12 protein-coding genes are annotated in these 13,494 nt (G+C 44.4%); 1 reads left to right on the forward strand and 11 read right to left on the reverse strand.

Going from position 1 to position 13,494, the window contains the following annotated elements; all coding sequences use genetic code 11:
* Window positions 1-119 precede the first annotated feature (119 nt).
* The 11 genes from rlmD to UB32_RS15750 all read right to left on the reverse strand — a co-directional run bounded on the left by rlmD (window position 120) and on the right by UB32_RS15750 (window position 11,799).
* On the reverse strand, window positions 120-1,556 hold the full coding sequence (rlmD, locus tag UB32_RS15700) for a 23S rRNA (uracil(1939)-C(5))-methyltransferase RlmD (protein WP_084221872.1): 1,437 nt from the start codon (window positions 1,554-1,556) through the stop codon (window positions 120-122).
* 16 nt (window positions 1,557-1,572) lie between these two features.
* A complete protein-coding gene (locus tag UB32_RS15705; RefSeq protein WP_044395398.1) occupies window positions 1,573-2,433 on the reverse strand; it encodes a DNA-3-methyladenine glycosylase family protein in 861 nt (286 codons plus the stop codon).
* Window positions 2,434-2,763: 330 nt separating this feature from the next.
* Window positions 2,764-3,573 carry a delta-lactam-biosynthetic de-N-acetylase gene (gene pdaA, locus UB32_RS15710; RefSeq protein WP_198528210.1) on the reverse strand — a complete coding sequence of 270 codons (810 nt, stop codon included), beginning with the start codon at window positions 3,571-3,573 and terminating at the stop codon, window positions 2,764-2,766.
* A 113-nt stretch (window positions 3,574-3,686) separates the two neighbouring features.
* On the reverse strand, window positions 3,687-5,240 hold the full coding sequence (locus UB32_RS15715; protein ID WP_044395400.1) for a fumarate hydratase: 1,554 nt from the start codon (window positions 5,238-5,240) through the stop codon (window positions 3,687-3,689).
* Between the two features lie 295 nt (window positions 5,241-5,535).
* Window positions 5,536-5,721, reverse strand: a complete 186-nt coding sequence (locus UB32_RS15720; protein WP_044395402.1) for an SE1561 family protein — start codon at window positions 5,719-5,721, stop codon at window positions 5,536-5,538.
* Between the two features lie 186 nt (window positions 5,722-5,907).
* Window positions 5,908-7,593, reverse strand: a complete 1,686-nt coding sequence (gene ggt / locus UB32_RS15725; protein WP_044395404.1) for a gamma-glutamyltransferase — start codon at window positions 7,591-7,593, stop codon at window positions 5,908-5,910.
* Between the two features lie 100 nt (window positions 7,594-7,693).
* Entirely contained in the window at window positions 7,694-8,464 is a 771-nt protein-coding gene (locus tag UB32_RS20220; RefSeq protein ID WP_052807068.1) for a YtxH domain-containing protein, read from the reverse strand.
* A gap of 164 nt (window positions 8,465-8,628) precedes the next feature.
* Window positions 8,629-9,462 (reverse strand): YfkD famly protein, encoded by an 834-nt coding sequence (locus tag UB32_RS15735; protein WP_044395411.1) that lies wholly within the window; start codon window positions 9,460-9,462, stop codon window positions 8,629-8,631.
* 97 nt (window positions 9,463-9,559) lie between these two features.
* Window positions 9,560-10,177, reverse strand: coding sequence for a YczE/YyaS/YitT family protein (locus tag UB32_RS15740; RefSeq protein ID WP_044395413.1), 618 nt, complete (start codon window positions 10,175-10,177; stop codon window positions 9,560-9,562).
* Window positions 10,178-10,263: 86 nt separating this feature from the next.
* Window positions 10,264-11,403 carry a calcium/proton exchanger gene (gene cax / locus UB32_RS15745; protein WP_084221873.1) on the reverse strand — a complete coding sequence of 380 codons (1,140 nt, stop codon included), beginning with the start codon at window positions 11,401-11,403 and terminating at the stop codon, window positions 10,264-10,266.
* Between the two features lie 12 nt (window positions 11,404-11,415).
* On the reverse strand, window positions 11,416-11,799 hold the full coding sequence (locus UB32_RS15750) for an OsmC family protein (protein WP_044395416.1): 384 nt from the start codon (window positions 11,797-11,799) through the stop codon (window positions 11,416-11,418).
* A 144-nt stretch (window positions 11,800-11,943) separates the two neighbouring features.
* On the opposite strand from UB32_RS15750, the gene UB32_RS15755 reads away from it, so the two are divergent.
* The gene (locus UB32_RS15755) at window positions 11,944-13,119 is read left to right on the forward strand and encodes an MFS transporter (RefSeq protein WP_044395418.1); all 1,176 of its coding nucleotides are present in this window, start codon (window positions 11,944-11,946) and stop codon (window positions 13,117-13,119) included.
* Window positions 13,120-13,494 lie beyond the last annotated feature (375 nt).

Genomic DNA, 13,494 nt, shown 5'->3' on the forward strand with positions numbered 1-13,494 from the left:
GGCTCTAACAAAAAAATATTCGGGATAGCGGCAGGGAATCTGGTGGGACACGGTTCCTGTCCCCGCGTCCCTTCCCCTTAATCCATTACACGATGTGTAAAAGGCAACTCCTGTAAGGGTTAGTTGCCTTCTTTTAAAATTAACTGTGAAACACACTCCACCTGTGAAGTATGCGGAAACATGTCGACTGGCTGGATATATTTGATCTTGTATTTGCTTTCAAGTGTCTGGATGTCCTTTGCGAGTGTGGAGGGGTTGCAGGAGATGTACACAAAGGTTTTTGGTTTTATTTTTAAGACGGTTTTCAGGAATGCTTCGTCGCAGCCTGTGCGTGGTGGGTCGACGACAATTACGTCTGGTTGCCATCCTTCCTCCAGCCATTTTGGGAGCAATTCTTCTGCTTTGCCAACATAGAAACTGGCATGGGGGACATTATGTTTCTTGGCATTATTCCTGGCATCGTCTATTGATTCTGCAATGATATCCATCCCGCGAACTTCGCCTGCCTGATTTGCCATCCATAGGCCGATTGTACCGACACCGCAATACGCATCAACGAGTTTTTCCCTCCCAGTCAACCTCGCTGCTGTTTTGGCTTCATTGTAAAGCTTAACAGTCTGCTCAGGATTTAACTGGAAGAAGGTTCTTGCTGAAAGTTCAAATTGCAGGTCACCAAGTGTTTCTTGGATATAATCTTTTCCTTCAAGGGTGGCAGTTTCCCTGCCGAATATGACTGCCGTCTTTTCCCCGTTGATATTCTGGACAATCGAGTTGACCTCTGGGAGGCGTTTCTTGATTTCTGTGATGATCAGCTCTTTTTTCGGCAACTCTTTTTTTGTTGTGATCAGGACAATTTGCAGTTCGCCAGTTTGGATTCCGGTCCTGGCAACGATTGTCCGTACGAGACCTTTATGCTTTTTCTCGTTATAAATCGGTATTTTCAAGTCTTGTAGAATCTCTTTTACAGCTTCCGTTGCCTTTATTGTCGCTGGATGCTGCACTGCACACTGTTCAATATTGATCAAATTATGGGAGTTGAGTCCGTATAGGCCGGCAAGCACTTTCCCATCCTTTTCTCCGACTTGGAACTGGCTTTTGTTCCGGTATCCCCATGGGTTTTCCATACCGATTGTCGGACGAATATCAAGGTCATCGATTTTTAGCCTTGTATGGCGTTCCAGTGCCTGGATGATAATATCCCGCTTTTCTTTTAGCTGCTGGTCATAGCGCAAATGCTGTAGCTGGCAGCCGCCGCACTGATCGTAAACAGGGCAGATCGGTTGAATCCGATGCTCAGAGCGCTTACGGATTTTCTTGATTTTTGCCTCAGCAAATTTTGGGTGGATCTTTGTCGCTTCCGCTACAATTTCCTCTCCCGGCAGTGCACCGGGCACGAATACGACCTGACGCTTGAAGTAGCCTACACCCTCCCCATTGATCCCTAGACGCTTGATGGTCAGCGGGAACGTCTGCTTTAGCTGCAGCTTTGCCTCATTTTTGTCTTTGTCCCATTGCTGCCCGTTCCTGTTTGTTGAAGGGCCATGCACTTTTTTCATAAAAACTTCACTCCAATTATTCCATGCTTCTCCACAAATAGAGCGCGGCATAGCTTAGATAAGGATTCCACTGTTCTTTGTATTTTTCCATTATGGCAAGGCTAGGCTTCTCTTCAAGTTGGAAGTATTTTTTCAAGGCATTCTGGATGCCAATGTCCCCAATCGGGAATAAGTTCGGTCTGCCGAGTGCGAACATCAGGAAATTTTCGACTGTCCACGGCCCGACACCGCGAATTTTAATCAATTCGTTTGACACTTCCGCATCAGCCATGGTTTTCAATTTTTTAAAATCAAGCTGCCCAGATGCAGTCAGCGCACCGATTCCAATTACATACTCTGCCTTGCGACCGCTAAATTGAAACTCTCGGAGCTGCTCAACCTTCAGCTGTGCAACTTTTTCAGGAGACGGATGAAACCAGACACCATCAATCTCTTCACCGAAAGCCTGCACAAACCGCTCCGTCAGTGTAAAAGCAAACTTTAGGTTCACCTGTTGGTGGATAATGCTTTTGATCAAGCTGGAAAAAGGATCAAATTCCAGCACAAGGGGTGTACCAAAATGATCATTGAACAAATCTTTTAACTCAGTCGTCTGAAAATGCTCATGCACATGGAGCAACACCACATCCCATTGAAAAATTTCCGTCAGACGATGCAGTGTTTTTTCCTTTTCATCACTGGCACGGACAATGAATTCAGGCTTTTCTAGTGTACCCGTCGCAATTATATCCGCAACGATTTTTTTATCATTAAAAGCAAGCGGCACCCTGACAAGCCGCTGCTCGATATCAACGGTGTTCAAAGGATCCAGCGCTAGCCTGCTCAAAGCCAGGTCAAAATTATATGGCCCGGAAATGGTCACCTTTTCTTCCCACATAAACAAACCGCCCTCATCTATTCTGTTTCCCCGTATTATAGCATTTCCGTACTTTTTTTACGAAAATTGTGCTGAGCCTCTAGTGGTATTGGGCGAAGTTTATCTTTACAGCCTGAGTCTTCCCTATTAAACAGGCCTATTTCCGATTTATTGGCGGAGTTCACAATTTTATTGGCGATTTTCACTGTTTATTGGCGATTTTTTCATTTTATTGGCGATTTTCATAGGTATTTTGGCGATAATACAATTTTATTGGCGAACTGGTAAAAATGCGTCTTTTTTTCCAATTAAAAAAATCCCGGCAGCTGTAAAATTGCCGGGAACAAACAATCAGTACAGCATCGGATTCTTCATGCCGGCTTTTTTGAGCATTAGTTCATCCAAACTCTTGAAGCTGTAGCCTTGTTTTTTCAAATCTCTGATTACGTTTTCGAGTGCATCTGCATTGTCTTTCGAAACTGTGTGCAAAAGCAGGACGGCACCTGGATGGACTTGGGTCATGATTTTATCATAGGCATATTGCGCGCCTTTTTGCTGGTCAGTATTCCAGTCAACAAAAGCGAGCGACCAAAATACATGGGTATAGCCAGTTTCTTTCGCAATCGCCATCGTCCTTTCGCTAAAAATTCCCCTTGGCGGACGCAGATAGTTCATGTGCTTCCTGCCGGTGATCCTCTCGGTTTCAGCGCGGACCATCTCCAGTTCCTGCTTGATTTTTTCATCGCTGATCTGAGTCAGATCAGGGTGGTGCCAGGAGTGATTGCCGATAATATGACCTTCTTTCGCCATTCGGTCGACAAGCTCCGGCGCACTCTTCAGATAATGTCCTGTGATGAAAAAAGCTGCAGTCACCTTTTCTTTCTTTAAAATATCAAGAATTTTTGCGGTATAGCCATTTTCATAGCCATTATCGAATGTTAAGTATAGATCTTTAGCATTCTCGTCGCCTTTGTAGACTGCTCCGTGATCTTCAAGGATGACCTCAAACATTCTTCCAGCATCAGCCTGCCTTCCATTCTCGCCTTTTTTGAATCCCCAATGCAATGGCGAGTTTGAATTTTCCTCCGCATTTGTCACAGTCGGCAAGACGAGCAGCATCAGCGCGGATGAAAGCAGTACTACTTTACGAATCGTTTTCATGATTTTCCTCCATTCCTGTTTTCTCTTACTGTTTGTCAAAAAGGAGGAAAAAATTCTTGTCTGTTACCATAGAAAAAGAGTCCCCTGCTGTAATTAAGGGGACTCATCCAAAATTATTTATAAACGCGATCAGCAAATTGTGTCAGCTTTTCAAAGGATGACTTCTCCACATCTTCATGCAGGCTGTTTCCGTGTGCATCCATTGTTACGACTGCGGTAAAGCCTTGAACCTGGAGGTGCCACATTGCTTCAGGAATACCGAAGTTCATTAAGTCAACACCTTCAACAGACTTGATGCAGTCAGCGTAATATTGAGCTGCCCCGCCAATGGCGTTCAGATAAACGCCGCCATGCTCTTGTAAAGCTGCAAGTGTCTTTTTTCCCATTCCGCCTTTTCCAATGACTGCGCGGATGCCGAATTTTTTCATGATATCTCCTTGATAGGGCTCTTCCCGAATGCTTGTTGTCGGTCCGGCAGCCTTCACATGCCAGTTCCCTTCCTTATCCTTCAGCATCACCGGTCCGCAGTGATAAATGATCTGGCCATTCAAGTCGACTGGAGCATCATGATCTGACAGATATTTATGGATCGCGTCCCGGCCAGTGTACATCATGCCATTGATCTGGACGACATCGCCGACTTTCAGCTCACGGATTTGTTCCTCTGTAATAGGAGCCGTCAAAGTGATAACATTCTGTTCTGCAGGCGTTTCCACTGCTGCAGCGATTTCCGTAGCAGCTGGCTGGGCGAAATCAATTTTCTCGCCATCCTGGTACATCCATTCCTGAATTTCACCGGTTTCAGGATTCACTGCTACACCGAGACGGCGGTATGCCCAGCAGTTGTACGCAACAGATACGTAGAAGCTTGCCGGAATGCGGTTCATGACGCCAATTTTGCAGCCAAGCAGCGTTGTTTCGCCACCGAAGCCCATTGTTCCGATTCCAAGTTTGTTGGCATTTTCCATGATATATTCTTCAAGGTTGTGAAGTTCCGGATGAGGATTAACATCGTCGACAGTACGGAATAGCTGCTCTTTCGCTAGATCATAACCTGAAGAACGGTCGCCGCCAATGCCGACTCCGATGAATCCAGCACTGCAGCCTTGTCCCTGTGCCTGATAAACGGAATGCAGGATACATTTACGGATTCCATCAAGATCACGTCCTGCACGTCCCAGTCCTTCCAATTCTGCAGGAAGGCTGTATTGGATATTTTTATTTTCACAGCCGCCGCCTTTTAAAATCAGGCGAATGTCCAGATAATCTTTTTCCCATTGCGCAAATTTGATGACGGGAATGCCGCCGCCAAGATTGTCGCCGCTGTTTTCGCCTGTCAATGAATCAACAGAGTTCGGACGAAGCTTGCCATCCTTTGTCGCCTGAGCGATCGCATGGTAAATTGCCTGTTTCATTTCGATCTGATTGGCACCAACGGGTGTTTTGATTTTAAAGGTTGGAAGACCCGTATCCTGGCAAATTGGTGATACCTTGTCCTCGGCCATTTTGATATTGTTGGTAATCGTATCAAGGCTCATCGCTGCGCGCGTTCCGGCATTTTCACGTTCCGCCGCCGCCTTGATAGCCCTGCGAACATCCTTTGGAAGGTTCGTGGATGTTTCAACAATCAGCTGGTACATGCTTTCCTGGAAGTTTTCGATATTCATCTGTCTACCCCTCTCCCCATGCTTTCTATATGTATTTTATAATAATTTCTCCGCTACCATTATACTCCTAACAACCATCCGTTAAAAGATGAAAGTGAAATCGTTTACAGCGAGTAATGCGCAAGCCACTCACACTGGACATGGACAGGATACCACCGTTTTGATAACTTTGTATAAACCAGTCTAAATGCCACTGTTTTTTTTCGATCTAAGCGGGCGGAAACCATCCTAAAGCGACTTTAAGGAGGGATAACTCTGAAAACGCGAAAAAAGAGACCTCTTTTAAAAAGGTCTCTTACAAATCACGATTCTTGAATTCTCGGCATTTGGCATCCATTTCTTCGACGATTTGGATCATACGGTCGATATCCTCGAGATCGGTTTCTTCAGGATCAATCGCTTCAAGCAATTCCGCGAACATATCCAGGCGCTTTTTCAAGAATACAACCTGTTTATTTTTATCAGTAATCGGACTTCCCACTTTTTTTCGCTCCTTTCACTTTCGTTAACATCCTACCGAAAAAGGAGCGATTGTGCAATAATATATTGATCAAAGTTTTTCTACGTGCAAATTTGATTCGTGTCCCCGTTATGAATGGAAACCATTATAGGAATCTCATGGCATAGAGCAACGCTCTATGCCCGTAAATATTTTTTTAGTATAGCATCAATTATCCAATCCAGTCGCTTTGCCTTCTCGGCTAGAATCAGCAGCACCATAGAGGATGCCTTTTTTTCGATCGAATTGGATTGCCTGGACATTTCCAAGTGGGAAGGGGCCATCAGCAAACTCGAAACCCTTTGACTCCAATTCCCCTTTTGCTTGCATGCTGATTCCCGACTCCCAGCCTACCAACGGACCTGTACTCGTAAAGATGCGCGGTTCTTCGATGGCTTCTTTCAGGTCCATGTCGAAGTCGAGAACATGGACAATTGTCTGGAATACAGAGCCGATGATGGTGGGCCCGCCAGGTGAACCCAATGTTAATACTGGCTCTCCGTCCTTGAAGATAATCGTCGGCGTCTTGCAACTTACCGGCCGCTTGCCTGGCTGAATTTCATTCAAACCGCCTGGAATCGCATCGAAGTCTGTCATTTCATTGTTTAAAATAAAGCCATGATCTTTGACCATAATTCCCGAGCCAAACGGATGCTCAACGGTTGAAGTGCAGGCAACTATATTGCCCCACTTGTCTGTTACTGTGAAATGGGTCGTTTCACTTTTTTCCCTTTCCCGTTCAAACGGCTGGAGGATGACGGGAATCTCGTTCCCGCCACAGTAAGTCCAAGGATTCCCGTATTCGATTGCATCGTTCCTTCGTTCCCAATTTATTAATTTTCGTCGTTCCGCAAGATAAGCCTCACTTAGGAGCCCTTTTAACGGTATATCCCCAAACTCCGGATCACCGGAAAAGGCGATTTTATCGGAAAAAGCAATGCGCATCGCTTCAGAAAATAAATAATACTTTTCCCAAGATTTCACATCATATAGACGGAGGTTAAAGCCTTCGAGAATTTTCAAAATTTGCAGCATCGTCGTCCCGCCGGCGCTCGGCATATTAGACGAAGCAATCTCGTATTCCCTATAGCTTCCCCAAACCGGTTCATCTGTCGAGATTTGATAATTTTTCAGATCAGACATCTCCATGATGCCACCTAGCTCCTTTAATGTGGAGATAATTGCTTCGCCAATTTCCCCTTCATAAAATGCTTCAATCCCATCACGTTGAAGGATGCGGAATGTCTTTGCTAGATGTTTCTTCTGGTATACATCCCCTTCCTTTAACGACTTCCCACCGGGCATGAACAGTTCCTTAGCATGATCGCCAAGTCGATAATCAAACGTGTTCAGAATCTCCTCCATCACCCAGTTAACTCTCACTCCTTCTTCAGCAGCTTGAGCAGCAGGTTCAATCAATTCAGCAAGCGGTTTTGATCCGTATTCTAACCTGGCTGCTTCCATCGCTTTTAAAATCCCTGGAATTCCAACTCCTATAGCCTGTGTCGACCTTTTTTTAAATGGGATGACTTCGCCTTTTTTATCTAAAAAAAGTTCAGGATGGGCGGCTTTTGGAGCTCTTGTATGACCATCGAAAATTTTCGTTGTCTTGCTTTCCGCATGGTAAACCATAAAAAATCCGCTACCGCCAATTCCTGTCATCATCGGTTCCCCTACATTCAAGCCGAATTGAATGGCGATTGCAGCATCGATTGCGTTGCCGCCGTCACGCAGAATTTTTTCGGCTGCATTCGTTGCTACTGGGTGCGCAGACGCTGCCATCGCTATTTTTCCCGTTGCAGTTTCTCTATCATAATCACACTTGTTCGAGCGTGATTGAAATCGCTGATCCATGGACATTGCCTCCTAATTTACCTACCTATTATTTAATATAGAAACAAACCAACTTAAAAAAGCCAGTCCCTATTAGAACTGGCTTTTGTGTTCATTTCCATTAGCGATTGTTATCATTTTTTTGGCCTTCAGGTGAGACAGTGAAGGTGTTTGATGTATTTCCAAGACCAGTAGTATCGGACGGTTTGCTTTCCATGCCTGTTGCATATCCATCAGCCTCATGGTTTGATCCTGAATTAGAAGATGCTGACCCAGTAGCAGAATTTACTACCGGGTTGTCCATGGCAGTCGTTCCTGCTTCCTTTACTTTTGAGCCAACTTCTTTCAAATCATCCTTTACATCCATGACTGTTTGAACGACATCTGATGAATTGGACTTTGCCTCATTCACCTTGCTGAACACATCCTCGTTCAAACGCTGGTAAAGGTTTTGCGCATCACTGATCGCTTCTTTTAAAATGCTGGAAGCTTCCCTAAAGCTGCTCATCATCTGCTCCTTCACATCAGAAGGATTGTTCTTTACTTCGCTGATGACATTCATGGATGTATCTTTTGCATTGACCGCTTTGTCTTTTACCTTCGTACGAGTATTGGAATCAAGCATTGCCATTGCTCCACCGATTGCCGCTCCAATTAGCACGCCTTTCATCAGCTTGCTGTTTGAAGACTGGGAGTCATGAGAGTAACCAATTGATTGATTGTTAGAGTAGCCAGCATTGTTTGAATTGGTACTAGCGTAAGTGGTTGTACCAGTCGTTGTATCATAGAATGCATTCTCCGATGAGGAAGTGTACCGGTCATTGATCGATTTGTTTGGATAGTTGTCCATTGTATTCTGGTTAGGATGATTTGAAAGAATATTGTCCGACATAATCTATTTCCTCCTTTAAAGTTATGGTGAGTTCATTTGTTATGTCTATTTAATTCCCGGCATGGACAGATGTTAAACAGGATATATCTACCTTTTGTCAAGAGAAAAAAAGCCTGGTTCTCTTTTAGAGATGCCAGGCTTACTGATTTCTTGCCTTACCCGAGTTATCTTGGCCGTTCACTAGATACGAAGCCAAAGCTGACGTGGTCCTGAACTGGAATCCATGCACCAATTCCCTGTGACACTACATTTTTCACTACAATGAATTTCTTGCTGCCTTTGAGCATCAAGTAAACCTCACCATAGGTGACCTTGCCTTTTTCATTAATGGCAGGTGCATAGGCATATAGGTAACCAAGACGCTTCGCTTGAATATTGTAAATATGGTCTTTTTTCGTACCTGCTCCGACAATTGTTTCAAATGCAAGCGGCAGACCTGTTTTCTTGGCTGCCTGTAAGAGCATCATTTTTTGCACATCTTCGGCGTTTTTGATTTTTGCCGTCAAACCGCCCTTTACAACCTTTTGCTGCTCCTGAACATAATGGATTTGATAAATAGAATTTCCGCCTCGATTGTCAAAATAATTCGTATTGATCTTCTGGAATTCCCAGTTCGGTGAGGTTTCTTGTGACTCATAATTCAATGGCCACTCCCCAAGGTACACGATCGCACGATAGCCGATTGCGAAAGGAGTGCTGTTGATAGATGTTTCATTTAACATCCGGATTAAATCAGGGTTCTCGATTTTCACCTTTGACGTTTTTATCAAATTTTTGGTCAGCTCACTCGGCTGAAGGAAAGGCAGGTCCTCAGTCGGATTAGGATACGTATTGTCCTTCGTAATATTCATAACTGAATTTGGGATGACATACTTGCCATTTTGCGCCTGCTTAGGCTGGGAAGTTTTTTTCGGCTTCCCTTCCTCCGCAAACCCTACTGCTAAAATAGACATCAACAAAGCGACCGTCATAACTAAGATAGCTGCTGCTTTTTTCATCGGTGTAACTCCTTTCACTACAGGAAACTTTAGGTTTATTCCTAGTGTTTTCGGAGTTTCGATTCTTTATCCAAAGTTTTTTGAAAAAATAAACCGACTAACGCGCCGAAGTAAGCAGCTTATTGTATAGTTTCTCTACGTAAGGGTAGAACAATTGGATCGACGGACCAATCGCGAATGTTACAATCAATGTTCCAATTCCAACAGGTCCTTTAAAGAGGAATGCAGCAGACAGTGCCATTAACTCCCCAAGCGTCTTCGCTGCCATTAAGTTTAAATGGAATCGTTGCATTAAAGCCATCATAAAATTGTCAATCGGAATCAGCGGGAATCTTGGCTGCAGATAGATAGCGAGTCCGAAACTTATTGCGATCACCCCAAGGAGAAATACCCCAAACTGCTTTCCATATCCGGTGACCAACATGTCATCAAATACGCGCAGGAGCCAGAAATCAATCAGCATGCCTGTAATGAGAAGAGGAATACTTGCCGCAAAATCCGGGCGTTTTTTTACAAGGGAGGCATTGAGGAAAATCATCAAAATCCCAATAAGGACAACCCAGCTGCCAGGCGTCCCTCCTACTGTCTTCGAAAGCCCCACATTCAGAGCATCCCAGGCGCCCGTCCCCAAATTCGCTTTAATCGTCATCGATACTCCGAAAGATAAAATGATTAATCCAATGATAAAAAATAAAGTGCGAAACATAAAAGCCATATTGTTTATTCTCCTTATTCAATACCGTTTTTACCGCGAAAAAAGAACTCTGTCCTCTCAGAACAGAGCTCATTTATTCTATTATATTAAAGCAAGTAAAATCCAATTCCCATTATAACATACGCGCCCAAAAGTGTAAGCCCCTCGAACCAGTTTGTTTCGCCGTCATTTGCAATGCTGATCGACAGCAGCACGGCCACTGCCATGGAAACCATTTCCGGCAAGGAGAATACTAGCGGCATCTTCGTTTCAAATAGTAAAGAAATTAACACGAGAATCGGCGCCACAAACATGGCAATCTGCAAGGTTGAGCCGACAGCAATTTCAACAGCAACATCCATTTTATTTTTGTAGGCCATGATAACAGCTGACGCATGTTCGGCTGCATTGCCGACAATCGCTACAATAATGATGCCGATGAACAATTCAGACCAGCCGAAAGATTGACCCACTTCCTCGAACGTATGGACTAAATTTTCTGCAACATATGCGACAGCAATTGTTGCCGCCAGCAAAATCGTAATCGCTTTGCCTTTTCCCCATTCTGCTTCTTCTTCCTGTTGCTCGGCCCCGCTTTCAACCTTTGGCTGGTAAACGCCCCTGTGGGTCACCAGCTTAAAAAATAGTGCAGCGAGATAAAGAGCAATGAGAATAACCGAAATTCCGACACTCAGACTGAGCGACCTGCTTTCATTCATATTAATCGTAAATACCTCAGGAATAACGAAGGCAACAATGACAGCAAAAATCAAAAGCGCGGAATTATGGGTTGCGTCATGCACATTGAAGTGCTGCCGTTTGAACTTCAGTCCTCCTATAAAAAAGGATAAACCGGCTACAAGCAGAAGATTCCCTAACACGGAACCGGTCAATGAAGCTAGCACAACACCTATCAGCCCTGCTTTCAAGGCAAAAATAGAAATGATCAATTCCACTGCATTGCCAAAGGTCGCATTCAGTAACCCGCCAATCCGTGGTCCGGTAACAATGGCCAGACTTTCTGTTGCCCGGCCCATAAAGCTAGCCAAGGAGACAATCGTCAAACAATAGATGAGAAATAACACTGTGCTCGACCAATGCATCAAAGTTCCGATCACAGACAGCGGAACACCAATGAATGTTACAATTATGAAAATCTTATTTGCCATAGTAAGATCCCTTCTGTTCGCTATTATTGTTTTTTCACTACGTGTACCACTAATCCAGCTGGCGGCAAACCAACACATTCGTTAACATGATTAGACGATTTCAAATGTTTCTTCGATCTCGATGCTGCCAGCCACAGATTGGACCATGGAGCAATTTTTCCTTGTCAGCACCATCGCCTTCTCGATTTTTCTTTTATCAAGATTATTCCCCGAAATGCGGAAATGGATCGTTATTTTGCTAATTCGATTTGCTTCTTCCTCTATACGTTCTGCATCCGCCTGGATGTGGATATCGTCGATTTCCATTCTCATTTTCTCCAGCACCGTGCGCAAAACTCCGCCGCTGCAAATTGCCACAGAAGATACGAGCAATTGAAATGGCCTGAATCCATAGTGATCATCCCCAGCAATATCCAATCTTCCAAACCCTGTTTCGGTAAAAAAACCAACCTCTGGCTTCATTTTAAATTCCATTCGACTCTCTCCTCATTTACTAATAAGAAATATTTCCCTGTTAAAAAGAAGATTACACTATTTTGCTTAATAAAAAAACATTGCATATAAAAATTTATATCGTTACCATCAAAAGAGTATTCATACACAGGGAGAATGAGAGACATGAATAAACCGATCACACTTCGTTTTTGGATCCTCGTCAGCATCGTTGCCATTTCAGGATTTTCCCAAGGAATGCTGCTGCCATTAATCGCAATCATTTTTGAACAGGATGGTGTCTCCTCCTCCATGAATGGCTTGCATGCAACAGGTTTGTACATCGGAATCTTGGTTGCTTCCCCCTTAATGGAAGCGCCGCTGCGAAGATTCGGCTACAAGCCAGTCATTCTTGTTGGCATTTTTCTCGTTGCGATTTCATTGGCTTTCTTTCCCGTTTGGAAATCGTATTGGTTTTGGTTTATTTTAAGGCTTGCCATTGGAATTGGGGACCATATGCTCCATTTCGCCACCCAGACATGGATTACCTCCTTTTCAGCAAAGGAGCGAATTGGAAGAAATATTTCCATCTATGGATTATTTTTCGGGCTGGGGTTTGCTGCAGGCCCGTTGATGATTGGACTTGTAAAAATAAATACTGCTTTGCCATTCATTCTGGCATCTGCGATTAGTCTTGCTGCCTGGTTGACGGTATGGCTGCTGAAAAACGAACATCCAGAACATGACACAGATAGTACTTCTTTCTTCGGTACGATGAAAAGGTTTCGAAAGGTTTTTCAATACGCTTGGATTGCTTTCCTGCCTCCGTTTGGCTACGGATTTTTAGAGGCGAGCCTTAACGGAAACTTCCCTGTGTATGCGATAAGATCGGGGATTGGTGTCGATGCAGTTGCACTCCTGCTGCCTGCTTTCGCTATCGGCGGCATTCTCTCCCAGCTGCCACTTGGAATCTTAAGCGATAAACTAGGACGGCGCAATGTTTTGATTGTGGTTACTTTGTCCGGTTTCCTCACTTTTACCGCAGCCGGTTTGCTGGAGAGTTCGACTATCGGTCTCTTGATCTGTTTCTTTTTAGCAGGCACGCTTGTTGGATCGACTTTTTCGCTTGGAATTAGCTATATGGCCGACCTGCTGCCAAAGTCGCTTCTACCAGCGGGCAACCTGATGTGCGGCATTTTCTTCAGTTTCGGCAGCATTAGCGGGCCGTTCATTGGGGGCATCGCCATCCAATGGCTGAAAGGCATCAGCTTCTTTTATGTCATCAGCACCATGCTGCTGCTGATTTTCATCGCACTTGTTTCTGTCCGACCCAACATGTTTGAAAAGAAAGGAACTGCATAAGAGAAACCGGGCAAAAACTGCCCGGTCCTTTTTTGGGTTTGGCTGATAATCGGTTTCCACTCCAGACACTCGCTTTCCGCGGGAGCAACTGGCGAGCCTACCCTCGCTTCGCTCAAACCTATTCCGATAGCAACCGACCCTATCACCATCCAAATAAATAATTTCACCCCAAACCCTCATAGGATCGGTTTTTTTGATAAGAACATAGAACCTGTCAAAATAACAGGGCTTTCTTGACAACTTTCCGTTCAAAGCACCCAAACCTGTCAAAATAACAAGGCTTTCTTGACAACTTCCGCTCTACTCCCTCAAACCTGTCAAAATAAATTTGTCCAGCACCAGCACATAGCCCAACGCTTAGGCAAGCCGTTTGCC

It is taken from the genome of Mesobacillus subterraneus, assembly GCF_000934845.1.
Classification (GTDB): Bacteria; Bacillota; Bacilli; order Bacillales; family Cytobacillaceae; genus Mesobacillus; species Mesobacillus stamsii.

What these genes read in the sequence shown, in the direction of transcription:
- rlmD (WP_084221872.1), bottom strand. Translation starts at nt 1,556, where the DNA reads ATGAAAAAAGTGCATGGCCCTTCAACAAACAGGAACGGGCAGCAATGG.
- UB32_RS15705 (WP_044395398.1), bottom strand. Translation starts at nt 2,433, where the DNA reads ATGTGGGAAGAAAAGGTGACCATTTCCGGGCCATATAATTTTGACCTG.
- pdaA (WP_198528210.1), bottom strand. Translation starts at nt 3,573, where the DNA reads ATGAAAACGATTCGTAAAGTAGTACTGCTTTCATCCGCGCTGATGCTG.
- UB32_RS15715 (WP_044395400.1), bottom strand. Translation starts at nt 5,240, where the DNA reads ATGAATATCGAAAACTTCCAGGAAAGCATGTACCAGCTGATTGTTGAA.
- ggt (WP_044395404.1), bottom strand. Translation starts at nt 7,593, where the DNA reads ATGGATCAGCGATTTCAATCACGCTCGAACAAGTGTGATTATGATAGA.
- UB32_RS20220 (WP_052807068.1), bottom strand. Translation starts at nt 8,464, where the DNA reads ATGTCGGACAATATTCTTTCAAATCATCCTAACCAGAATACAATGGAC.
- UB32_RS15735 (WP_044395411.1), bottom strand. Translation starts at nt 9,462, where the DNA reads ATGAAAAAAGCAGCAGCTATCTTAGTTATGACGGTCGCTTTGTTGATG.
- UB32_RS15740 (WP_044395413.1), bottom strand. Translation starts at nt 10,177, where the DNA reads ATGGCTTTTATGTTTCGCACTTTATTTTTTATCATTGGATTAATCATT.
- cax (WP_084221873.1), bottom strand. Translation starts at nt 11,403, where the DNA reads ATGTGTTGGTTTGCCGCCAGCTGGATTAGTGGTACACGTAGTGAAAAA.
- UB32_RS15750 (WP_044395416.1), bottom strand. Translation starts at nt 11,799, where the DNA reads ATGGAATTTAAAATGAAGCCAGAGGTTGGTTTTTTTACCGAAACAGGG.
- UB32_RS15755 (WP_044395418.1), top strand. Translation starts at nt 11,944, where the DNA reads ATGAATAAACCGATCACACTTCGTTTTTGGATCCTCGTCAGCATCGTT.